Here is a 22125-nt window from a genome sequence, read left to right as displayed (position 1 = left end):
AGTGACACTGCGGCGCGCCCAGAAGCACAAAGGTTGAATCTGACGTGGCAACGACTTCGACATCCCGCCCCGGGCGGAGCCTGATCACCTTGCTGGTGGTGGTCGTTCTGCTGTTCGGGATCATGGCGCTGACCAAGACCTGGAAGCCCAAACTCGGTCTGGACCTGCGTGGCGGCACCACCATCACGCTGACCGCCAAGCCGATCGGCGACGCCGGCAAGGTCACCGCCGACCAGTTGAACGAGGCGAAGAACATCATCGGCCAACGGGTGAACGGAGCCGGTGTCGCCGAGTCCGACATCACCACCTCCGGGTCGAACATCATCAACGTCGCGGTACCCGGTGCCACGAAGGAATCCCTGGTGTCGCAGGTCGGTCAGACCGCCCTGCTGTACTTCCGGATCGTCTACAGCGCGGAGGCCACAGCCGCCCCGGCGCCGACCCCGACGACCAAGCCGACCACGACGCCGAAGCCCAGTACGACGCCGAAGCCGAGCGCGAAGGTGACGCCGAGCGCCACCATCAAGCCGAGCACGAGCAGTACGCCGAAGGGCCGCGCCTGGACGAGCGCGCTGGGTCAGGCCACGCCGACCCCGACGCCGACCCCCAAGGCGAGTACCACCCCGAAGGCGAGTACGACGCCGTCGACCCCGGCTGCGAGCACCGACCCGCTGAAGTGGACGCCGGACGCCGCCGCCCAGGCGGGCTTCGCGGCCTTCAAGTGCGCGGACAAGGACAAGCAGGCCGACGACCCGAACAAGCCGCTGTTCTCCTGCGACAAGGCCGGTCAGTACAAGTACCTCCTCGGCCCGGCGATCATGGCCGGTACCGACCTGTCCGACGCCTCCGCCGGCATCCCGCAGAACGGCCTGCAGTGGCAGGTCAACCTGAAGTTCACCGGCTCGGGTGGCGACAAGTTCCTCAAGGCCACCACGGCGATCTCGCAGCGCGGCCAGGGCAACAACCTGTTCGCGATCGTGCTGGACGGCGTGACGATCTCGACCCCGAGCGTGGAGAACCCGATCCCGGGCGGTCAGGCGCAGATCACCGGTACGTTCACCGAGTCCGAGGCCCGCGACCTGGCGAACGTGCTGAAGTACGGTTCGCTGCCGGTGAAGTTCGAGATCTCCTCGGTCGACACGGTCTCCCCGCAGCTCGGTGGTGACCAGCTCTCGGCCGGTATCTGGGCCGGTATCGCCGGTCTGGCCCTCGTCGTCGTGTTCTGCTTCCTGTACTACCGCGGACTCGGCATCGTCGTGGTGCTGTCGCTGGTCGCGGCCGGCATCCTCACCGGGACCCTGGTGATCCTGCTCGGCAAGGCGATCGGGTTCACGCTGACGCTGGCCGGTATCGCCGGTCTGATCGTCGCGGTCGGTATCACCGCGGACTCGTTCATCATCTACTTCGAACGACTCCGCGACGAGGTCCGTGAGGGCCGCAGCCTGCGCTCCTCGGTCGAGACCGGCTGGGCGCGCGCCAAGCACACGATCATCGCCGCCGACTCGATCTCGCTGCTCGCCGCGATCGTGCTGTACGTGCTGGCGATCGGCAGCGTCCGCGGCTTCGCGTTCACGCTCGGCCTGACCACGCTGATCGACCTGGTCGTGGTCTTCCTGTTCACCAAGCCGGTCGTCACGATGCTGGCCCGGACGGACTTCTTCGGCCACGGCCACAAGCTGTCCGGCCTGGATCCGGAGCATCTCGGCGTCGAACGACTACCCGGGCAGACCAAACCGTCGGCCCGGCCGCGCCGGACGCCGTCGACGCGCAAGCCGGTGGGAGGCGAGGTCTGATGTCGAAGCTCGGACAGATCGGTGCCAAGCTGCACCGCGGTGAGGTCTCCTACGACTTCATCGGCCACCGCAAGTTCTGGTTCAGCCTGTCGGCGGTGCTGGTCATCATCTCGTTGGCCGGCCTGTTCGCCCGCGGCCTCGCGCTCGGTATCGAGTTCCGTGGCGGCGTCGAGTACGAGGCGAAGGTCAAGGTCACCAGCCACACCGTGGACGACTTCACCAACGCGGTGAAGGCCACCAACGCCAAGGGCCTCGGCGACCCGGTGGTCACCACGATCAACAACGAGAAGGTCCGGGTCCAGACCAAGCCGCTGGAGCAGACCGACATCGGCAGGGTCCGCGACGCGATCGGCAAGCAGGCCGGCATCCCGGCCGACCAGGTCACCTCGCAGCAGATCGGCGCCTCCTGGGGCAAGCAGATCGCCGACAAGGCGATCTGGGCGCTGGTGGTGTTCCTCGCGTTGGTCTTCATCGTGATCTGGCTGTACTTCCGCGAGGCCAAGGCCTCGTTGGCCGCGATCATCGCGCTGATCCACGACGTCACCATCACGGTCGGCGTGTACGCGCTGGTCGGCTTCGACGTCACGCCGGCGACTGTGATCGGCGTCCTGACGATCCTCGGTTACTCGCTGTACGACACGGTCGTCGTGTTCGACAAGGTCCGCGAGAACACCCGCGGGATCACCGGGTCGAACCGCTACACGTACTCCGACGCCACCAACCTGGCCGTCAACCAGACCGTGGTCCGGTCGATCAACACCACGGTCACCGCCCTGCTCCCGGTCGGCGCGATCCTGGTCGTCGGCACCGTGGTGCTCGGCACCGGCCCGCTGAAGGACCTGTCGCTGGCGCTGTTCGTCGGTATCGCCGTCGGTGCGTACTCGTCGATCTTCATCGCCCCGTCGCTGCTCGCGGTCTTCAAGGAGCGCGAGCCGGCCATGCAGGCGCTGAACAAGCGGGTCGCCGCGAAGAAGGCGCAGGCCGCGAAGGCGGCAACGGCTCCGGCCGAGGTGGCGACCGCGGGTGCGCCGGCCGGTGCATCCACGACCGCACAGACGACCACACAGACGACCGCGCGGTCCGCCGTACAGGACTCGCCGCGGAAGGCGGACCGGGCGACCGGTTCGGCCGGTGCGGCACCGGCGCCGTCCTCGCGGCCGATGAAGGCGGCGGCCGCCGGGCGTCCGCAGCCGACCCGCAAGCCGCGGTCGAAGCGCGGTAAGTGATGCGGTCGCTGGAGCAGGTCCTCGCCGACGGCATCCGCGACATCCCCGACTACCCGCAGCAGGGGGTGGTGTTCAAGGACATCACCCCGCTGCTGGCCGACCACACCGGCTTCGGCCAAGTGGTCGAGGCGCTCGCGGCGGCCGGTAAGGACGACGACGGCAACCCGGTGGTCGACAAGGTGGTCGGGATCGAGGCACGCGGGTTCATCCTCGCCGCCCCGGTCGCGCTCGCCCTCGGTGCCGGGTTCGTCCCGGTACGGAAGAAGGGCAAGCTGCCGGCCGCGACGTACGAGGAGTCGTACGCGCTCGAGTACGGCGAGGCGACCATCGAGGTGCACCAGGACGCGTTCGCGCCGGGGGACCGGGTGCTGGTCATCGACGACGTGCTGGCCACCGGCGGCACCGTCGAGGCCTGCCTGCGGCTGATCCGCCGCTGCGGTGCCGAGGTCGCCGGTACGGCGGTCCTCATCGAGTTGTCGTTCCTCCCGGGCCGCAAGCGACTCGAGGGCGAGCAGGTCAGCGCACTGCTGACGGTGTAGTTCCCGGTACACTCTCCGCAGCCGTCGGGTGACCCGGCGTGTTGTCCACAGGCGGTTCCGCCTGGCTGGACGAAGGCCTCTAGACTGGTGGCCTGTCGGCGGAGGGACACAAACGTGGGCGAAGACCCGGCGATGACATCTGCGGTACCGAACGCCGTACCGCAGGAGCCGCCGCGCGCGCCGTCACCGGTGCGTCCGGCTCCGGCGTCGCCGCCGCCTGCCAGCCAACCGCCGCGGATGGCGCCGGCCCGGGTCCGGGCCCGGCTCGCCCGTCTCGGCGGCACCCGGCACCCGAACCGGGCGCCGATGCTCGAGCCGCTGTTCCGGGTGGTCCGCGCGACCCACCCGAAGGCCGACCTCGGGATGATCGAGCGCGCCTACCGGACCGCGGAGAAGTACCACACCGGCCAGATGCGCAAGTCCGGCGACGCGTACATCACGCATCCGCTCGCGGTCGCCACCATCCTCGCCGAGCTCGGGATGACCGCGACCACGCTGTGCGCCGCGCTGCTGCACGACACCGTCGAGGACACGCCGTACACGGTCGAGGACCTGACCCGCGACTTCGGCGAAGAGATCGCGATGCTCGTCGACGGCGTCACCAAGCTCGACAAGGTGCGGTACGGCGAATCCGCGCAGGCCGAGACGATCCGCAAGATGGTCGTCGCGATGTCCAAGGACATCCGGGTGCTGGTGATCAAGCTGGCCGACCGGCTGCACAACATGCGCACCCTCGGCTCGCTGCGGCAGGAGAAGCAGGAGCGGATCGCCCGCGAGACGCTGGAGATCTACGCCCCGCTGGCGCACCGGCTCGGTATGAACACGATCAAGTGGGAGCTCGAGGACCTGGCGTTCTCGACCCTGCACCCGAAGGTGTACGACGAGATCGTCCGGCTGGTCGCCGAGCGCGCCCCGTCCCGCGACGAGTACCTGGCCACCGTGATCGACCAGGTGCACGAGGACCTGCGCTCGGCCAAGGTGAAGGCCACTGTCACCGGCCGGCCGAAGCACTACTACTCGATCTACCAGAAGATGATCGTCCGCGGCCGCGAGTTCGGCGACATCTACGACCTGGTCGGCATCCGGGTCCTGGTCGAGTCGGTCCGCGACTGCTACGCCGCCCTCGGCATCATGCACGCGCGCTGGAACCCGGTCCCCGGCCGGTTCAAGGACTACATCGCGATGCCGAAGTTCAACATGTACCAGTCGCTGCACACGACCGTGATCGGCCCACAGGGCAAGCCGGTCGAGCTGCAGATCCGGTCGTTCTCGATGCACCGCCGCGCGGAGTACGGCATCGCAGCGCACTGGAAGTACAAGGAGGACCCGACCTCGGCGGTGCCGGCTACGCCGAGCACCGAGATCGGCGGCCCGAACGACATGCCCTGGGTCCGCCAGTTGGTCGACTGGCAGCGGGAGACCTCGGACCCGTCGGAGTTCCTGGACTCGCTGCGGTTCGAGATCAACAACACCGAGGTCTACGTCTTCACCCCGCGCGGTGACGTGATGTCGCTGCCGACGGGTTCGTCCCCGGTCGACTTCGCCTACGCCGTCCATACCGAGGTCGGGCACCGCTGTATCGGTGCCCGCGTCAACGGTCGGCTGGTACCGCTGGAAAGCACCCTGGAGAACGGCGACGTCGTCGAGGTCTTCACCTCGAAGGCGCAGGGCGCGGGTCCGTCCCGCGACTGGCTGACGTTCGTCAAGAGCCCCCGCGCGCGGAACAAGATCAAGCACTGGTTCTCCAAGGAGCGCCGCGACGAGGCGATCGAGCAGGGCAAGGACGCGATCGCGAAGCAGCTCCGCAAGGAGGGCCTGCCGCTGCAGCGCCTGCTGTCGCACGAGACCCTGACCGCAGTCGCCAACTCTCTGCGGTACCCGGACGTCACCGGGCTGTACGCCGCGGTCGGCGAGCAGCACGTGAGCGCCCAGGCCGTCGTACGGCGCCTGATCGAGACGTACGGCGGTGAGGAGGGCGCGGCCGAGGACCTGGCCGAGGGCCTCCGGCTACCACAGTCGCGGGAGCGGCGGAAGCGGACCGCACGCGGCGACGCGGGTGTGATCGTCAAGGGCGCGACCGACGTACTGTCGAAGCTCGCTCGGTGCTGTACGCCGGTGCCGGGTGACGAGATCATCGGGTGGATCACGCGGGGTGCGGGCGTCTCGGTGCACCGTGCCGACTGCGCCAACGTGGAGAACCTGAAGACCCAGCCGGAGCGGATCGTCGAAGTCGAGTGGGCGCCGACCGCTCAGTCGGTGTTCCTGGTCGCGATCCAGGTCGAGGCGCTGGACCGGGCGCGGTTGCTGTCGGACATCACCCGGGTGCTGTCGGACTACCACGTGAACATCCTGTCCGCGGCGCTGACGACGACGCGCGACCGGATCGCGAAGTCCCGTTTCACCTTCGAAATGGGCGATCCGACGCATCTCGGTCACGTGCTGAAGGCGGTTCGGTCGGTGGAGGGCGTGTTCGACGTGTATCGCGTGACGCAGTAGCCCGGTTGGTGGGTCGGGGCACACTGCGACTATGAGGCGTCGGGTGTTCTTGATCGCGGGTGCGGGGTTGCTGGCCGGCTGCAGCAATTCGTCAGCCCAGAACCACCCGAGCCCCTCCGGACCGTCCAGCGCCCCGCCGTCCAGCGCCCCGCCGTCCAGCGCCCCGCCACCCAGTGGCACCCCGTCCAGTGACACCCCGTCGAGTGCCGCCCCGTCCGTCACCACACCCCCGACCGTCACAAGTCCGGCACCCTCCACCTCGCCGACGGTCGGGCTGCCGGCGGTGCGTTCGTGGGCTCCTGGGCCGGGCGAGATCGAGCCTGAGGTCAAGCGGCTTGCTGTGGCTGCCGTGGTGAAGCTCCTCCAGCCGAACGGCGCGAGGGCGGTGGTAGAGGTGATCGACGCGCAGTACGGCGGCATCCTCAGCGACTCCGCCAGCGTGCTCGTGCCGTGCCGCGTCTACTCGATCCGTGCGAACCGCCTGATCAGCGGCGGTACGACGGTCGACGTACGCCTTAGCAGATCACCCCAAGGAACCTGGCGCGTGACCGCGACCCACCCGGCACAGCCCGGAGCGCCGGTGGCGAGCTTGTCGGCGGCCGCGCGGCAGGTGCTGGCGAGCGAGCAGATTTCGTTGCCGCCGGCATCGGCCGCTGACATCCGCTCGGGTCAGGTCCACGACAGCGTGCTGACGACGATGCTCGAGCTGGCGAAGACGTACCGGATCGGCATCAGCGTGATCCGCTCCGGTCACCCGATCGATGTCTTCGGCACCGATCGCCCGAGCGACCACCCACGCGGCCGGGCGTTCGACACCTGGCAGATCAACGGCCGGGCGGTCGTCTCCCCGTCGACGCCGCGCTCACTCGTCACCTCGTACATGCGCACCGCCGAATCCCTCGGCTCCTACAACGTCGGGGGCCCGTACCAACTCTCCGGCACCGCGTTCTTCTCCGACCGCACCCACCACGACCACGTCCACGCCGGCTTCCGGAGCTAGAAGCTAGTCCCACTCCCAGGCGATGCCGATGGTGCCGGGTGGGGCGGATGGTTCGATGACGTGGACGCGGCCGTCGGGGGTGAGCATCAGGTCGCGTTGGACGAGGTTGGGGCCGGCGGTGTGCCGGCGACGGAGTTCGTGGACGCGGACCGGTAGTGCGGCGCGGTCGAACTGGACCTCCAGGACGTAGTGCATCCCGCCCCACTCGCTGAACCGCTGGTAGTCGGTGGAGGGCAACGTGTTGCGATCCTCGATCTCGTACCGGACGACGGCGGTCTCGCCGACCGCGAGCACCCGGTCGAGCAGCAGCTCCCCGAGCAGCGCGCCGGCCTCGGGGGAGCGAGCGACCCGGCCGGTCCGGCAGCCACTCTCCGCCCGCAGCGCGAGCCGCTCCGCGTCGCAACCGGCCTCGCCCTGGTGCGCGATGATCAGCCGATCCACCGGCTGTACGGCGACCACGCTCTGGCACACGCGCCGCAGGTAGGCGCTCCGCTGTGCATCCACCCGCACCTCCTCGAGCACCGTGACGTTGCGCAGCCGCCCGTGGGCGTCCCGCCGAAGCCGGTCGAGCATCCGGGAGAGGGCCTCGGCGTAGTCGACCACGGAGTACGGCTGCGTCTCCGTACGCGGCGGCGGGATCCGTACGGTCAGCCAGCCCGGTGGTACTTCGAGGAGCTCCTCGAGCGCCGTGACGATCGCCCGCGATTCATCGCGCGGCATCCGGCGACCGCTCTGCCAGGTGCTGAGAGTGGCCACCCCGACGTGCAGTCCGCGGTCGGCGAGATGGGTCCGGATCCGGTTCAGAGCCAGGCCGCGGCGGGCGATCGCCAGCCGGAGGGCGTCCGCGAACGACGCCTCCGGAGTGACCACCGGGACCGGTGCTCGGACGGTTTTCACCATGGCCCACGCTCCTTGCCGGAAGTGTAAACGTTCACACCACTCAGCGGCACTCTCCGATCACCCACTGTTCACGCGAGCGTGCCGTTCACACCGCAGTACCGGGCCGTCACCGAGTTCTTGCCGCGCCGGGGCCGGCTCCTGACGATGGACTCCGCCCAACCCGCAGTACCTCGTAGAGGAGGACTCATGCGCAGGCTCCGCCCCAGCCGACCCGGCCGCTTCTGGTCGTTGCTGTTGGCCACGATCCTCGGACTCGCCACGCTGGCGCCGCTCGCCCCGGCCGCCAGTGCGGCGGCGCCGTCCAGCTACTACCTGAACGTCACCGGTCAGGCCCAGCAGAAGACGAACTGGTGCTGGGCGGCCAGCGGCAACAGTGTCGCCGCGTTCTACGGCTACTCCTACAGCCAGAACCAGTTCTGCAACCTTGCCTTCGGCTACGCGATGAACGGCACCTGCCCGAACAACCAGGCCACCCTCGGCAACGACCAGAATGCGTTCCGGGCGATCGGGATCAGCTCCGGCAGTTACGTCTCCGGAACGCTCGGCTTCAGCACGCTCGTCACCGAGATCGCGGCCGGCCGCCCGGTGATGACGCGGATCGGCTGGACCTCGGGCGGCGGACACATGATGGACATCATCGGGTACGACTCGTCCGACACGACGATCGAGTACTACGACCCGTGGCCGGACGACCAGCGGTACAACTACTCGACGTACAGCTGGTACAGGTCCAACTCCCAGTTCACCTGGACCCATTCCCTGTACCGGATCGGAGCCTGACATGCGCGCTCCTAAGAACATCCTGCTCCGTTACGCCGCCGTATTGGCCGCCGCCCTCGGCTTCGCGGTCGGTGCCGCCGGTTTCGCGGGCGCCGCCGGACCGCAGCCAGTTGCACCGGCGGCGTTGTCCAAGGCAACCACCGCCGCGCGGTCGGCGACCGCGCTCAGCCTGCTGGCCAAGGCCGGCGGCACGTCCGGCGATACCGCGAAGAGCGGTGCCGCGAAGGCCGGCACGACAGTTGCGTTAGACACGCATCCGATCTACGCGCTGAACGCCGACTTCGTTCGCGACGCATCGGCGCCCGTCGCCACGTTCTGGTACGCCGCCACCAGCGCGACTGCCGGCGGCCGCGCCGTGACCGTCTACACAGCTCCTGACAAGCACGGCGGATGGCAAGCGGTGAACGTTGCCTCCGGCAACACCGAGGCGACGATGGTGGCCGCGGCCGGTGGCGCAACCGTCTTCACCGAACCCCAGCTAGGCGCCTGGTACGTCCTGACCGCGACCCACATCCGCCCCCTGAACGCATCAGCCATCAAGTCGATCGGCCCGAACCCGATCACGATCCCCGCCTATCAAGCCCTAGTAGCCCACCGCTACGCCACCAAGCTCCCCGGCTCCGAGTACAACACCTCCGGCCTGGCAGGCGGCTACAGCGACTCCGCTCCCACCACCCCTAGTTCACACCCCAACTACACCCTCCCAATCACCGCAACCTTCACCGCCCTCCTCCTGACCATCCTCTACCTCGTCCATCGCCGAAAGATCCGAACCAAACTGCCGCTCGCCGGTTCACCGCCCTGGTCCCCTCAGCGCGGTGAACCGGTCCACTTGCCACGATGACCTCATGCCGTTTCAGGATGAGCTGGGCTCCGGTGTCCGCGTCGTCGACTACGACCCCGAATGGCCGCACGAATTCGACCACCTCGCCGCGCGACTCCGCGGCGTACTGGGAGACCTGGCGTTGGCCATCGATCACGTCGGCTCCACGTCCGTACCCGGGCTTGCGGCGAAGAACTGCATCGACGCCCAGGTCCGGGTCGCGGAGCTCTCGCCGTACCTGGTCGACCTGATGGAGTCCGCCGGTTTCCGCTGCCGCCCCGAACCGTGGAACCGCACCGAAACCTCCAACGGCCAGGCCTGCGACAAGCTCGTCTTCGCCCCACCCATCGGCGAACGCCCCACCAACATCCACTTCCGCCTGGCCACCGGCCCCAACACCCGCTTCGCCCTACTGTTCCGCGACTACCTCCGCGCCAACCCAGCCGCCCGCACCGCCTGGGGCGCCTTCAAACAACGCCTGGCCCAATCCGTCCCCGACATCTTCGACTACGGCCAAATCAAAGCCCCCGCCACCACCCTCCTCATGCAATCCGCCGAACACTGGTCCACCCAAACCAACTGGACCGTCAGCTGAGGTGGTGCGACCGAGGACGTCACCAGCGGCGGGGGAGGCGGGGGTGTTGGCAGAGGAAGCTGCCTACGGCTAGTTCCAGGGCGGGGTAGCGGCCCCAGAGGTCGGGGCGGTGGACTGGGATGATGTGCCAGCCGAGGGCGGCTAGTTCGGTGCGGCGGGTCTCGTCTTTCAGTTGTTGTTTGGTGGTGGAGTGCCAGGCGTCGCTGTCGTACTCCAGGCCCAGGCGGCGGCCGTCGATCGGGTTGTCGGGGTAGCCGAGGTCCAGGCGGTAGGTGCGGTTGCGGCCCAGGACGCGGACCTGGGGCTGGGGGCGGCCGAAGCCGGCGTCGATGAGGCGGAGGCGGAGCCAGGATTCGGCGGGGGAGGCGGCACGGCGGTCGGCCCAGCGGAGGATGTCCTGGGCCTGGAGGTACCCGGGGCGGCCTTCGTACGCGGCTGAGGCGGCCCGGAGCGCGAACAGGTCGGTCTTGCCAGTACGGAGGAACGCGTCGACCGCAGACAGTGCGAACGGGCGGGGAAGCCGCATCGCCAACTCCACCGCGGTGTCGATCGGGCTGGTAACGCGTACGCCGTACACCTGCACCTCGTCGCGCGCCTTCCGCGTCCACTGGGCTTCCACGAGCTCGGCAGGTCCCAGCGCCGTCGTGTCGAGCCCGTGCAACCACGCGGCGGCCGCCCCGCACACGACCCCGTCCTCAGGCGTGACCAGCCGCATCGCGTCGGCCCGCAGTTGCGGCGAGTCGGGCACCCGGACGTCGACGTACACGCCCTTCATCACCTGGCGGACGTCACCGAGCCCGAGCAGCCACTTGAGCTTCCGCCCCACCTGATAAGGCCGGAACGGCTGCCCACAGAAGAAGTACGGGAAGTCAGCGGGAAGCATCCCGGCATGATCGCCGAATTCGCAAGACCGTGCTCAGCGTTGTCCACAGCCGGCCGCTACTCGCCCCAGGGCGAGGCGATGGTGGCCTGTTCGAGGGCTGTGGTGCCGGTGGAACTGCGTTCGTGCAGGAGCGCGCTGGGGAAGGAATAGTACGGAGCTGCGTTGGGCGATCTGGCCGCTTGGGCGACGATCGCATCGGTTAGCGAGCGAGCCATGGCCAGTCGGGGATAGGCGGCGTGGATCTGCGGAGCCCACTCCATGACGCGTTCCACGTCGCGGCCGAAGTCGACGGCTACACCTTCGCGGGTGAGGAAACTCAGCAGACCGCGGCGTTCGGCGATGCCCGCCGAGGTATGCAGAGCGATCGCCTCCCAGACGCGGTCGACGTCGGGCGCGGCGACCCCGTGCGCCGACAGCAGCTTCGCAGCCAGGTCCGCGCCCTCCACCTCGAAGCGGGACTTGCCGGGAGCCTGTTCGCCGGTGCCCAGATCATGCATGACGGTCGCCGCGAACAGCAGGTCCGTGTCGTACGCCGGATCCTGGAGGCACCCGTCGGACGCCGCGACGAGCTGGGCGAAGATAAAGCTCCGCACGCTGTGATTGAGAATCGGCTTCGTCACGGAAGCCGTCACAGTGGCGAGGATCGCCGTGGCCAACTGCCCGGTCGGCAGCTCGAGCGAGAAATCCATGCCCGCACGCTATGAGCCCCGCCGCCGCCTTCCCAGTGGCACGCGGGCCGACCATCGCTAGTATCGTGCCATGACGGCACCACGGCACCAGGTCGCGGTACTGGCGCTGCCCGGTGTCCTTCCGCTCGATCTCGGCATACCGACGCAGGTCTTCGGCGAGCAATACCACGTCACCGTCTGCGCCGATCCAGCCGGTGGCCCGGTGCGGTGCGGCGGCTTCACCGTCAACGCCCCCGCGGGACTGGAAGCGGTGTCCAACGCGGACACCGTCGCGATCCCAGGGTTCGAGGACCCGGAAGCACTGGTCCCACCGGCCGCACTGGACGCGATCCGGTCGGCGCACGAGCGCGGCGCTCGCCTGGTCTCGATCTGTACGGGAGCGTTCGCACTCGCCGCCACCGGACTGCTCGATGGGCGCCCGGCCACGACGCACTGGCAGCAAGCCGGACTGCTGCAGCGCCGGTACCCCCGCATCGACGTACGGCCGAACGACCTGTACGTCGACGACGGCGACATCCTCACCTCAGCTGGAGTCACCGCAGGCGTCGACCTGTGCTTGCACATCATCCGGCAGGACTACGGCGCCGCAGCAGCCAACGCCCGCGCGCGATCGCTCGTCGCACCACCGCAGCGCTCCGGGGGTCAGGCGCAGTACGTCGAACGGCTCCGCCCGCCCGCGCACGGCGACGACCTCGCGGCGGTCCGCGGCTGGATGCTCGACAACCTCGCGAAGCCGCAGACCGTCGACGAGCTCGCCGGCCGAGCACACATGTCGCGCCGGACGTTCATCCGGCGCTTCCAGCAGGAGACCGGTACGTCGCCCATGGCCTGGCTGACCGCGGCGCGCATCGACTGGGCGCGCGAACTCCTGGAGACGACGGTCGGCCCGGTCGAGCAGATCGCCCGGCTCAGCGGCCTCGGAACCCCGGCAGCGTTCCGCGCCGCCTTCCACCGCTACGTCGGCACCTCACCGGCGAACTACCGTGCCTGTTTCCGCGTGGTGGACTGACGGATCCGGTTGACGGGCGGATGGACGGGTACCGCTGGGGAGTGAGTGACTCTGTGATCGCGGTCGTGGACATCGATGGCACGCTGGTTGATTCCAACTATCAGCATGCGCTTGCCTGGTATCGAGCGTTGCGGGCGGTGGGGGAAACGTATCCGGTGTGGCGGTTGCATCGGCTGATCGGGATGGGTGGGGATCAGTTGGTCACCGAGCTCGGCGGCGACGAGCTGGAGAGTCGCGTCGGCGATCAGGTCCGGGAGCGGCAGGGTAAAGAGGTCGACGCGCTGCTCGAGGAGATGGCGCTGTTGCCGGGGGCCCGTGAGCTCTTGCTGGCGATCAAGGAGCGCGGCCACCGGCTCGTGCTGGCGAGCTCTGCGCAGGAGCACCACGTCGACGCGTTCCTGGACAAGCTGGACGCTCGCGACATCGTCGACGAGTGGACGACCAGCGCGGACGTCGAAGCCTCCAAGCCGGCGCCGAACCTGTTGCAGGTCGCCCTGAAGAAGCTCGGCGTGTCGCCGGACTCCCCGAGTGTCGTGATCGGCGACTCGGTCTGGGACGTCAAGGCTGCACACAACGCAGGCATGCCCGCGGTCGTCGTCCGCTCCGGCGGCTTCGGCGACGACGAACTGCGGGATGCGGGCGCGATCGCCCTGTACGACACACCCGCCGACCTCCGGCAGGCACTCGACGACACGCCCCTGGCCTGAGCGCCCGACAACCGCCCCGCCGAGACCGGAAGCCGGTCAGCTGAAGTCGGACAGGGCGTTCTGGGCCTGCGTCAGCCATTCGCGGCGGGCGGCGATGGCTTCCCGGGCTTCGGTGGCCTTGCGGGTGTTGCCCTGCGACTCGAACTTGGCGGCCTGCTTCTCCAGGTCGGCGATCAGGGACTGCAGTTGTTTGACCGTGGCCTCGGCGCGGGCCCGGGCCTCGGGGTTGCTGCGGTTCCAGACCTCGTCCTCGGCGGACTTCACGGCCTGTTCAACGGCACGCAGGCGAGCGTCGATGGTCCGCATCGAGTCGCGCGGTACCTTGCCGATCTGGTCCCAGCGGTCCAGGTAGTCGCGGAGCTGCTCGCGGGCCGTCCGGGCATCCTCGACCGGCAGGATGCTCTCGATCTCGACGAGCAGGGCCTCCTTGGCCTTGAGGTTCTCGACCTGCTCGGCGTTCTCCTCGGCCTGTACGGCGTCCCGCGCGCCGAAGAACAGGTCCTGGGCGGCGCGGAAGCGGGCCCAGAGCTTGTCGTCGACCTCACGCGGTGCCGGGCCGGCGGCCTTCCACTGCCGCATCAGATCCCGGAAGCGGCCGGACGTCGGCCCCCAGTCGGTGGAGGAGGCGAGCGACTCGGCCTCCGCGGCCAGCCGCTCCTTCACCTGCGCGGCTTCGTCCCGCTTGGAGGACAGTTCGGCGAAGTGCTGCTTGCGGTGCCGCGTGTACGTCGTCCGCGCGGAGGAGAACCGGTGCCACAGCTCGTCGTCGGACGACTTGTCCAGCCGGGGGAGCGCCTTCCACTCGTCCAGGAGCTCGCGCAGCCGGGTGACGCCGTGCCGCCAGTCGGTGCCGGCCGCGATCGTCTCGGCCTCGGTGGCGATCTTGGTCTTGGCGGCGCGCGCCTCCTCGACCTTCGCGGCCCGCTCGGCCTTGCGCCGTTCGCGCTGCTGGGCGACCAGCGGGGTGAGCGCGTCGAGCCGGTCCCGCAGGCCGTCCAGGTCGCCGACCGCCTGCGCGTCCTCCAGCGAGCTGCTCACCTTCTTGACCGCGGCGCGCGCGTCGTCCGGCGAGACCGTACCCGCCTGGACCCGCTGCTCCAGCAGCTCGACCTCGAACGCCAGCGCGTCGTAGCGGCGGGTGTAGAAGGCGAGCGCCTCTTCGGGGTTCGCGTCCGGCCACTGGCCGACCGCCCGTTCACCGTCCTTCGTCCGTACGAAGACCGTTCCGTCCTCGGCTACCCGGCCCCAGTTCTCTCCGGCCACAACTCGCCCCTTCCGGCGGTATGCACTGCGCTCGTGCCCATTCTGGTCAGTCCCCGGTCCAACGCGCGAACAGGACCCGCCTTGGGCGCGTCGAGCCGCTTACTCGACGCCTATCCCTGAACAATCACAAACTCCCAGCTCAGGCGCAACGGTGTTGAGTCACAATCCGGTTCGAACTCACCGCGGGCGGACCGGTAGCCTTGGTGGGTCCAGAACGGTTCCAGGAAGGCTTGTCGTGCTCATCGCCGGGTTCCCCGCGGGGTCGTGGGGTACGAACTGCTACGTCGTCGCCACCGGCCAGGGCGCGGAATGCATCGTGATCGACCCGGGACAGGACGCGACCGCGGGCGTCGAGCAGGTCGTCCGCGAGAACAAGCTCAAACCGGTCGCGGTGCTGCTGACGCACGGTCACATCGACCACATGTTCTCGGTGCTCCCGGTCTGCGGGACGTACGACGCGACCGCCTGGATCCACCCCGACGACCGGCACCTGCTCGCCGACCCGATGGCCCGGATCAGCCCGGAGACGGCGCGGATGCTGCTCGGCGGCAACCACTCGTTCGCCGAGCCCGACGACGTCGCGGAGCTCAAGGACGGGCTGAGCCTGGAGCTCGCGGGCCTGGACTTCACCGTCGACCACACCCCCGGGCACACCCGCGGGTCGGTCACCTTCACCACCCCGTACGACGGGCCCGAAGAGGTGCCCGCGGTGCTGTTCTCCGGTGACGTGTTGTTCGCCGGGTCGATCGGCCGGACGGATCTGCCAGGCGGCGACCATCCGGCGATGCTGCATACGTTGGCCACCAAGATCCTGCCGATGCGCGACGAGATCGTCGTCCTGCCGGGTCATGGTGGCCAGACCACGATCGGCCGGGAGAAGGCGACCAACCCCTACTTGCAGGACCTGGAGATACCAAACCTATGAGCAAGGTGACCCCACTCAGCGGGTTCCCCGAATTCCTACCGTCGGATCGCATCGTCGAATTGCAGTTCCTCGACACGATCCGGGAGACGTTCGAGCTGCACGGTTTCGCCTCGATCGAGACCCGTGCGGTCGAGCCGGTCGAGCGGCTGTCCAATCAGGGCGAGGACGCCGACAAGGAGATCTACGGCGTCCGGCGGCTGGCGGCGAACGCCGACGAGGACGCGGCCCTCGGCCTGCACTTCGACCTGACCGTACCGTTCGCGCGGTACGTCCTGGAGCACAGCGGCAAGCTGGTCTTCCCGTTCCGGCGCTACCAGATCCAGAAGGTCTGGCGGGGCGAGCGCCCGCAGGAGGGCCGGTACCGCGAGTTCACCCAGGCCGACATCGACATCATCGACAGCGGCGAGCTGCCGTTCCACTACGAGGTCGAGCTGCCGCTGGTGATCGCGGACGCGTTCCGCAAGCTGCCGATCCCGCCGTTCCGGATCCAGGTGAACACCCGGCAGATCCCGGAGGGGTTCTACCGCGGCCTCGGCATCGAGGACATCACCGGCACGCTCCGGATCGTCGACAAGCTCGACAAGATCGGCCCGGACAAGGTGACCGAACTGCTCACCGAGGCCGGCCTGCCCGCGGAGACCGCCAAGCAGGTACTGCGGCTCGCCGAGATCTCCAGCACCGACGCGTCGTTCGCGGATCAGGTGCGGGCGCTCGGGGTGCAGCACGAGATCCTCGACGAGGGGCTCGAGCGGCTGTCGCAGATCATGACGGCGGCGAACGAACACGCCCCGGGTCTGCTCGTCGCCGATCTGAAGATCGCGCGCGGGCTGGACTACTACACGGGCACCGTCTACGAGACGCAGCTGATCGGGGACGAGGGCTACGGGTCGATCTGCTCCGGAGGCCGGTACGACTCGCTCGCCTCGGACGGCAAGACGACGTACCCCGGTGTCGGTATCTCGATCGGCGTGTCGCGGCTCGTGCACCGGTTGATCTCGAAGGGCCTGCTGAAAGCGAATCGCCGTACGCCGACGGCTGTGCTCATCGCCCTGAACTCTGAAGAGGACAGGCCGGAAGCCATGCGGACAGCCGCGCAGTTGCGGGGACGCGGTGTGCCGGTGGAGGTTGCGCCGAGCGCTGCGAAGTTCGGGAAGCAGATCAAGTTCGCCGATCGGCGGGGGATTCCGTTCGTCTGGTTCAGCACCGAGAACGGGCCTGAAGTGAAGGACATCCGCAGCGGTGAGCAGGTCGCGGCCGACGCCGCCACCTGGGCCCCGCCCGCCGAAGACCTACGTCCAAGCATCATCACAGAGGAGAAGTCGTGATCCGTAACCGTTCCGCTGGTTCGCTGCGTGCCGAGCACGCCGGCGAGACCGTCGTACTCGCGGGCTGGGTGGCGCGGCGGCGCGATCACGGCGGCGTGGCGTTCATCGACCTGCGCGACTCGAGCGGCACCGTCCAGGTCGTGATCCGGGACGAGGACGCGGCGCACGGCCTGCGTTCGGAGTACTGCTTGAAGATCGTCGGCGAGGTGTCGCCGCGGCCGGAGGGCAACGCGAACCCGAACCTGCCGACCGGTGAGATCGAGGTGATCGCCAACGAGGTCGAGGTGCTGAACGAGGCCGCCCCGCTGCCGTTCCCGGTCGAGGAGCACCACGCGACCCCGGTGAACGAGGAGATCCGGCTCAAGTACCGGTACCTCGACCTGCGCCGGCAAGGTCCGGGTACGGCGATCCGCCTGCGCAGCAAGGTCAACCAGGCCGCGCGTGAGGTGCTCGCCCAGCACGACTTCGTCGAGATCGAGACGCCGACGCTGACCCGCTCGACGCCGGAGGGAGCCCGCGACTTCCTGGTTCCGGCCCGGCTGCAGCCCGGTTCGTGGTACGCGCTCCCGCAGTCGCCGCAGCTGTTCAAGCAGCTGCTGATGGTCGCCGGGATGGAGCGGTACTACCAGATCGCCCGCTGCTACCGCGACGAGGACTTCCGTGCCGACCGGCAGCCGGAGTTCACCCAGCTCGACATCGAGATGAGCTTCGTCGACCAGGACGACGTGATCGCGCTCGCCGAGGAGATCCTGATCGCGCTCTGGAAGCTCGTCGGGTACGAGGTCCAGACGCCGATCCCGCGGATGACGTACGGCGAGGCGATGGCGCGGTTCGGCTCCGACAAGCCGGACCTGCGGATGGGCCTCGAGCTCGTCGAGTGCACGGAGTACTTCAAGAACACGCCGTTCCGGGTGTTCCAGGCGCCGTACGTCGGTGCCGTCGTGATGCCGGGTGGTGCGGACCAGCCGCGCAAGCAGCTCGACGCGTGGCAGGAGTGGGCGAAGCAGCGCGGCGCCCGCGGGCTGGCGTACGTACTCGTCGGGCAGGACGGCGAACTGGCCGGGCCGGTCGCGAAGAACCTGTCCGAGGAGGAGCGCGCGGGCATCGCCGACCACGTCGGCGCGAAGCCGGGCGACTGCATCTTCTTCGCCGCGGGTCCGGTGAAGACGTCGCGGGCGCTGCTCGGCGCGGCCCGGCTGGAGATCGGCCGCCGTGGCGGTCTGATCGACGAGTCGGCCTGGTCGTTCGTGTGGGTCGTCGACGCGCCGCTGTTCGAGCCGGCCGACGAGGCGACCGCCGCCGGTGACGTCGCGGTCGGGTCCGGCGCCTGGACCGCCGTACACCACGCCTTCACGTCCCCGAAGCCGGAGTCGCTGGAGACGTTCGACACCGACCCGGGGTCGGCGCTGGCCTACGCGTACGACATCGTCTGCAACGGCAACGAGATCGGTGGCGGGTCGATCCGTATCCACCGCGAGGACGTGCAGAAGCGGGTCTTCAAGGTGATGGGCCTCAGCGACGAGGAGGCGACCGAGAAGTTCGGCTTCCTGCTCGACGCGTTCAAGTTCGGCGCCCCGCCGCACGGCGGCATCGCGTTCGGCTGGGACCGGATCACCGCACTGCTGGCCGGTACCGAGTCGATCCGCGACGTGATCGCGTTCCCGAAGTCCGGCGGCGGCTTCGACCCGCTGACCGCGGCCCCGGCCCCGATCACCCCGGAGCAGCGCAAGGAAGCAGGCGTCGACGCCAAGCCGGAACCCAAGGAAAAGTAACGACCACCCCGAGCTGACCGGCGCTGACCGGTCAGCTCGTGATGTCCGTGAACTGCTCGGTGCGGAGCAGACGGCCGTCCTCGGCGAGAGTGCTGAACGCACGGATCTCGGTCACGATCGGGCTGCCCTTGCGCATCGTCGCGGTCAGTGTGTAACGCGCCGCGGCGAAGCCCTCGCCGACGACCGCGTCGTGCACCTCGACCTCGACGGAGGTCGCCCGTTTGCGGGCCGGGCGGACGTGGGCGATCAACCGCTGCCGGTCGAGCGAGACCCCGTCGTTGACCATCAGGAAGTCCTCGCGGTGGTAGCGATCGAACACGTCCTCGGGCGGGTCGGAGCCGAAGGCCACCTCGACGGGATACCTGGTCAGATAGTCGACGAGATCGGTCTCGGTACGGATCGAGTTTATCTTTGACATGTATGTCAAGGTAATCCCGATCCGCTAACCTTGACAAGCATGTCTAGGAAAAAGCGCGAAGACGCTCAGGCGAACGCCGTGAGCATCGTCCGCGCCGCGGAGGAACTGCTGGCCGCCGGCCAGGACCCTTCGCTGGCCGACATCGCCGCGCGCGCCGGGGTCAGCCGGCAGACGCTGTACGCGCACTTCGACCGCCGGGGCGACCTGTTCGACCACATCGTCGAGCGCGTGACACGCGAGGTGGCCTCGCAGCTGACCGGTACGGCGCTTCCAGACGAGCCGCGGGCGGCCGTCGCCGAATGGGCCACCAGGTCGTGGCGGGTGATCGAGGCGAACCCCGCGCTGCTCAACCCGGCGCTGTTCGCGCACCGCGGCAGCGGCGCCGACCGAGCCGCCCACGAGCCGATCACCGGCGGACTCCGGGAGGTGCTGCAGCGCGCCGCCGCCGCGGAGCTGCTCGCGCCGGCGGCAACCGTCGACTGGCTGGTCGCGGCGGTGCTGGCAATCGGTCATGCGGCGGCCGGTGAGCTGTCGGCCGGGCGGATGACCGCGGCTGCGGCCGGCGCCGCGTTCGAGGAGTCTGTGGGGCGGCTGTGCTTCAGCTGAGGTGCGCTCTGACCCACATCCGATCAGGCGTGAGGTAGCCGCCGAGTTGCAGGCCGGCCGCGGCCAGCTGGGCGGTCAGTTCGTCCTCGGACAGGTACCTGGTGACGATCCGCTGCGACCAGGAACGCCCGTTGACGATGTGGGTCAACGTCGCCGCCTGAGCCCCGCCGGGGAGGTCCTCGACGTCGGCGATGACGAGTTTGCGGTGTTCGTCCTCGAGTACGGCAGGGGCGTGCCGGGCGATCTCCTGCTGGAGGACGACCGACCCGCCGGGGCGCACATGGTGCGCGCACGTCCGCAGGAGCCGGAGGCGTTCGGCGTCGTCGGCGACGTTGATCAGGAACGACATCATCAGCACGACGTCGAACCGGCGGTCCAGCCGCAATTCGTCGATCGTCGAGCAGATCGTCTCGGTGCCCGTGACCCGCGCGAGCATCTCGGGCGACTCGTCCACCGCGACCACGTGGTGCCCCCGGGCCAGGAGCGGCCGGGTGATCCGCCCGACCCCACACCCGAGCTCGAGGATGCTGCTGTGCGGGTCGATCGCCGCGTCGATCACTTCGTCCTCACCGTGCGCCGGCGTGACCTCGTACAACTCCACCGCGCTGCCGTCGCGCGTGTGCGCTCCCGGCCCGGTACCACCTTGTCCGACTCTCATAGGGTCGACGGTCCGCCGGCGTTCCCGTCCCGGGTAGTCTTTCGGTACGTGCCGAAAGTATCTCCGGCTCGTGGTGTGGGCGTCGGCGGCGGGATTCAGCTGAGATGCTGAGCGGATGGACATTACGGTCGACCCGGTTGGGCTGACGCCGCCGTACGAGCAGGTGCGTTCTCAGCTCGAGGCGCTGATCCGTTCCGGGGAACTCGCGCGCGGCACCCGGCTGCCCACCGTACGGCAGCTGTCGCTGGACCTCGGACTGGCGGTGAACACGGTTGCCCGCGCCTACAAGGAGTTGGAGGCCGACCAGTTGGTGGAGACCCGCGGCCGCAACGGCACGTTCGTCCTCGCGTCCCGCAGCCAGATCAACGACGCCGCCACCCACGCGGCCGCCGCCAAGCTGGCCCAGGCCGCCCACGAGGCGGGCCTCTCGTTCGCCGAGGCCACCGAGATCCTTCAACGCGCCTGGTAGCGGGCGACGAGGTCGCCGCCCTCCTGCTCGACAACGTGCAGCCCCGCGCGTTCCAGTTCGTCCCGGAGCGCTTCCGGTCGCAGGTGCCGCCGGTGCGGGAGGTACCAGCTGCCGTCGAACCGTACGGCGTCCTCGGCCGGCCCGGCGATCTCCTGGTAGCAGATGCCGGTGCGCGGGTCGTACCGGAAGCCGCCGTCGTAGACGCGCTCCGAGTCGTGCACGGCCGTCGAGAGGACGTAGTACCCGTCGAGCCGTTCGCGCACGGCCTGGAGTACCCGTGTGCGGTCGGCGTCGGTCACGATCGACTGTAGGCAGTAGCTGTCGAGCACCACGTCGTACCGCTTACTCCCCGCAGGGAACGCGCATACGTCCTGCACCGAGAAGTTCACGTGCACGCCGCGCTCCCGAGCAAACCCCCGAGCCAACTCGATCGCCTCCGGGATCAGGTCGATCGCATCGACCCGAAATCCCCGCTCCGCAAGGAAACACGCCGCCGGCCCGGTCCCACACCCGTACTCGAGCACGGAGCCCCCAGCCGGCAACCGACCGAGAACGCTCTCCAGGAACTCCCGGTTCGGGAAGTCGTCGAAGGTCCAGCTCTCACCGAACAGATCGTTCCACTGCGTCAACCCCTCCTCCCGCAGCCGCCGGTAGGCCGTCTGGTGCTCGGCGTAGTAATACCTCACGGGCCCTACTATTGCTCGCCATGGAGGATGAGATCGAGCGGATTAAGGCTGAGGTGGCGGAGGCGACCTCGGATCCGGCTGCTCAGCAGGAATGGATCCGGCAGTCCAATCTGACGTACGGCGGGCTCGGTGCCGCTGGGCTGGTGGTGGTGCAGCCGTTCCTGACCGTGCAGCCGCTCGATCTGACGGCGACGATCTGTGTGGTCGCGTTCGCGGTGTCGATCCCGTTGCTCGCGGCGCTTCTGATCCTGAACCTGCAGGAGGAGTACCGGCACCGGGTGACCCGGTCGAGGCTCGTTTCGTTCGCGAAGGCGGTCGCGCAGGGGTCGGCCTTCGTCGGCATCGCCGCGGCGTTCTGGCACATCTCGGCCATTGCCGGGATCGTCTTCGTGCTGGTCGCGTTCTTCGCGGTCGGCGTGCACTCGTCCGGTTACATGCAGCTCGAGTACGACGGCACGTTCCGCTCCCGCTTCCCCCGCCGCAAACCCTGATGTATCACCGGCGCCGGTGAACCCTCCGCCCGAGTAGGGGTGTTCGTTGGGGGCGCCACTGGGTTAGGGGGA

General features: G+C 68.9%; 23 protein-coding genes. 16 read left to right on the top strand and 7 right to left on the bottom strand.

The features are described from left to right. The first annotated feature begins 83 nt into the window (after positions 1 to 83). The 5 genes from secD to FB475_RS37365 all read left to right on the top strand — a co-directional run bounded on the left by secD (position 84) and on the right by FB475_RS37365 (position 7054). Positions 84 to 1793, top strand: a complete 1710-nt coding sequence (gene secD, locus FB475_RS00555) for a protein translocase subunit SecD (RefSeq protein ID WP_202878374.1) — start codon at positions 84 to 86, stop codon at positions 1791 to 1793. Beyond that, the gene (secF, locus tag FB475_RS00550) at positions 1793 to 3019 is read left to right on the top strand and encodes a protein translocase subunit SecF (RefSeq protein WP_141851457.1); all 1227 of its coding nucleotides are present in this window, start codon (positions 1793 to 1795) and stop codon (positions 3017 to 3019) included. The genes secD and secF overlap by 1 nt, the downstream gene beginning before the upstream one ends. Beyond that, positions 3019 to 3558, top strand: a complete 540-nt coding sequence (locus FB475_RS00545; protein WP_141851455.1) for an adenine phosphoribosyltransferase — start codon at positions 3019 to 3021, stop codon at positions 3556 to 3558. The genes secF and FB475_RS00545 overlap by 1 nt, the downstream gene beginning before the upstream one ends. Before the next feature lie 132 nt (positions 3559 to 3690). Beyond that, on the top strand, positions 3691 to 6054 hold the full coding sequence (locus FB475_RS00540) for a RelA/SpoT family protein (RefSeq protein ID WP_420359195.1): 2364 nt from the start codon (positions 3691 to 3693) through the stop codon (positions 6052 to 6054). A 31-nt stretch (positions 6055 to 6085) separates the two neighbouring features. Next, on the top strand, positions 6086 to 7054 hold the full coding sequence (locus tag FB475_RS37365; RefSeq protein ID WP_238331887.1) for a hypothetical protein: 969 nt from the start codon (positions 6086 to 6088) through the stop codon (positions 7052 to 7054). A 3-nt stretch (positions 7055 to 7057) separates the two neighbouring features. On the opposite strand, the gene FB475_RS00530 is transcribed toward FB475_RS37365, so the two are convergent. Then, on the bottom strand, positions 7058 to 7954 hold the full coding sequence (locus FB475_RS00530) for a hypothetical protein (protein WP_141851452.1): 897 nt from the start codon (positions 7952 to 7954) through the stop codon (positions 7058 to 7060). A gap of 186 nt (positions 7955 to 8140) precedes the next feature. Between FB475_RS00530 and FB475_RS00525 the strand changes: the two genes are divergently transcribed. Genes FB475_RS00525 through FB475_RS00515 form a run of 3 tightly spaced genes read left to right on the top strand, consistent with a single transcriptional unit; the run spans position 8141 to position 10152 of the window. Then, positions 8141 to 8734: a papain-like cysteine protease family protein gene (locus tag FB475_RS00525; protein WP_185758976.1), complete on the top strand. Its 594-nt coding sequence runs from the start codon at positions 8141 to 8143 to the stop codon at positions 8732 to 8734. 1 nt (position 8735) lies between these two features. Further along, positions 8736 to 9578, top strand: coding sequence for a hypothetical protein (locus tag FB475_RS00520; RefSeq protein ID WP_141851450.1), 843 nt, complete (start codon positions 8736 to 8738; stop codon positions 9576 to 9578). 4 nt (positions 9579 to 9582) lie between these two features. Then, positions 9583 to 10152 carry a GrpB family protein gene (locus FB475_RS00515; RefSeq protein WP_141851448.1) on the top strand — a complete coding sequence of 190 codons (570 nt, stop codon included), beginning with the start codon at positions 9583 to 9585 and terminating at the stop codon, positions 10150 to 10152. Positions 10153 to 10171: 19 nt separating this feature from the next. Here FB475_RS00515 and FB475_RS00510 read toward each other — a convergent pair whose 3' ends face one another. Further along, positions 10172 to 11035 carry a hypothetical protein gene (locus FB475_RS00510; protein ID WP_141851446.1) on the bottom strand — a complete coding sequence of 288 codons (864 nt, stop codon included), beginning with the start codon at positions 11033 to 11035 and terminating at the stop codon, positions 10172 to 10174. 56 nt (positions 11036 to 11091) lie between these two features. Further along, a complete protein-coding gene (locus FB475_RS00505; RefSeq protein WP_141851444.1) occupies positions 11092 to 11724 on the bottom strand; it encodes an HD domain-containing protein in 633 nt (210 codons plus the stop codon). A gap of 70 nt (positions 11725 to 11794) precedes the next feature. Here FB475_RS00505 and FB475_RS00500 point away from each other — a divergent pair, with 70 nt between their 5' ends. Together FB475_RS00500 and FB475_RS00495 are read left to right on the top strand one after the other, a co-directional pair. After that, on the top strand, positions 11795 to 12733 hold the full coding sequence (locus FB475_RS00500) for a GlxA family transcriptional regulator (protein WP_141851442.1): 939 nt from the start codon (positions 11795 to 11797) through the stop codon (positions 12731 to 12733). 41 nt (positions 12734 to 12774) lie between these two features. Then, positions 12775 to 13440 (top strand): HAD family hydrolase, encoded by a 666-nt coding sequence (locus FB475_RS00495; protein WP_141851440.1) that lies wholly within the window; start codon positions 12775 to 12777, stop codon positions 13438 to 13440. 36 nt (positions 13441 to 13476) lie between these two features. Here the strand turns inward: FB475_RS00495 and FB475_RS00490 are convergent, their stop codons facing one another. Further along, positions 13477 to 14703: a DUF349 domain-containing protein gene (locus FB475_RS00490; protein WP_141851438.1), complete on the bottom strand. Its 1227-nt coding sequence runs from the start codon at positions 14701 to 14703 to the stop codon at positions 13477 to 13479. A 235-nt stretch (positions 14704 to 14938) separates the two neighbouring features. On the opposite strand from FB475_RS00490, the gene FB475_RS00485 reads away from it, so the two are divergent. From FB475_RS00485 to aspS, 3 genes are read left to right on the top strand one after another with little or no spacing between them, the layout of a single operon-like run. Beyond that, positions 14939 to 15628 carry an MBL fold metallo-hydrolase gene (locus FB475_RS00485; protein WP_141851436.1) on the top strand — a complete coding sequence of 230 codons (690 nt, stop codon included), beginning with the start codon at positions 14939 to 14941 and terminating at the stop codon, positions 15626 to 15628. Continuing rightward, complete coding sequence (gene hisS, locus FB475_RS00480) at positions 15625 to 16953, top strand: histidine--tRNA ligase (protein WP_141851434.1); 1329 nt, start codon at positions 15625 to 15627, stop codon at positions 16951 to 16953. Before FB475_RS00485 ends, hisS begins: the two co-directional genes overlap by 4 nt. Continuing rightward, on the top strand, positions 16950 to 18725 hold the full coding sequence (aspS, locus tag FB475_RS00475; protein WP_141851432.1) for an aspartate--tRNA ligase: 1776 nt from the start codon (positions 16950 to 16952) through the stop codon (positions 18723 to 18725). The genes hisS and aspS overlap by 4 nt, the downstream gene beginning before the upstream one ends. A 31-nt stretch (positions 18726 to 18756) precedes the next feature. Here the strand turns inward: aspS and FB475_RS00470 are convergent, their stop codons facing one another. Next, positions 18757 to 19143, bottom strand: coding sequence for a nuclear transport factor 2 family protein (locus tag FB475_RS00470; protein ID WP_141851431.1), 387 nt, complete (start codon positions 19141 to 19143; stop codon positions 18757 to 18759). Between the two features lie 39 nt (positions 19144 to 19182). On the opposite strand from FB475_RS00470, the gene FB475_RS00465 reads away from it, so the two are divergent. Beyond that, complete coding sequence (locus FB475_RS00465) at positions 19183 to 19749, top strand: TetR/AcrR family transcriptional regulator (protein WP_141851429.1); 567 nt, start codon at positions 19183 to 19185, stop codon at positions 19747 to 19749. Here the strand turns inward: FB475_RS00465 and FB475_RS00460 are convergent. After that, complete coding sequence (locus tag FB475_RS00460) at positions 19742 to 20407, bottom strand: class I SAM-dependent methyltransferase (protein ID WP_185758975.1); 666 nt, start codon at positions 20405 to 20407, stop codon at positions 19742 to 19744. The genes FB475_RS00465 and FB475_RS00460 overlap by 8 nt on opposite strands. A 115-nt stretch (positions 20408 to 20522) precedes the next feature. Between FB475_RS00460 and FB475_RS00455 the strand changes: the two genes are divergently transcribed. Beyond that, entirely contained in the window at positions 20523 to 20876 is a 354-nt protein-coding gene (locus FB475_RS00455; protein WP_141851425.1) for a GntR family transcriptional regulator, read from the top strand. Here FB475_RS00455 and FB475_RS00450 read toward each other — a convergent pair. Beyond that, positions 20861 to 21562, bottom strand: coding sequence for a class I SAM-dependent methyltransferase (locus tag FB475_RS00450; RefSeq protein ID WP_185758974.1), 702 nt, complete (start codon positions 21560 to 21562; stop codon positions 20861 to 20863). The genes FB475_RS00455 and FB475_RS00450 overlap by 16 nt on opposite strands. A 20-nt stretch (positions 21563 to 21582) precedes the next feature. On the opposite strand from FB475_RS00450, the gene FB475_RS00445 reads away from it, so the two are divergent. Beyond that, entirely contained in the window at positions 21583 to 22053 is a 471-nt protein-coding gene (locus tag FB475_RS00445; protein ID WP_141851421.1) for a hypothetical protein, read from the top strand. Positions 22054 to 22125 lie beyond the last annotated feature (72 nt).

The organism is Kribbella jejuensis (assembly GCF_006715085.1).
Taxonomy (GTDB): domain Bacteria; phylum Actinomycetota; class Actinomycetes; order Propionibacteriales; family Kribbellaceae; genus Kribbella; species Kribbella jejuensis.
Note: the sequence above shows the minus strand (reverse complement) of the source record. Positions and strands in the feature narration are given on the sequence as shown.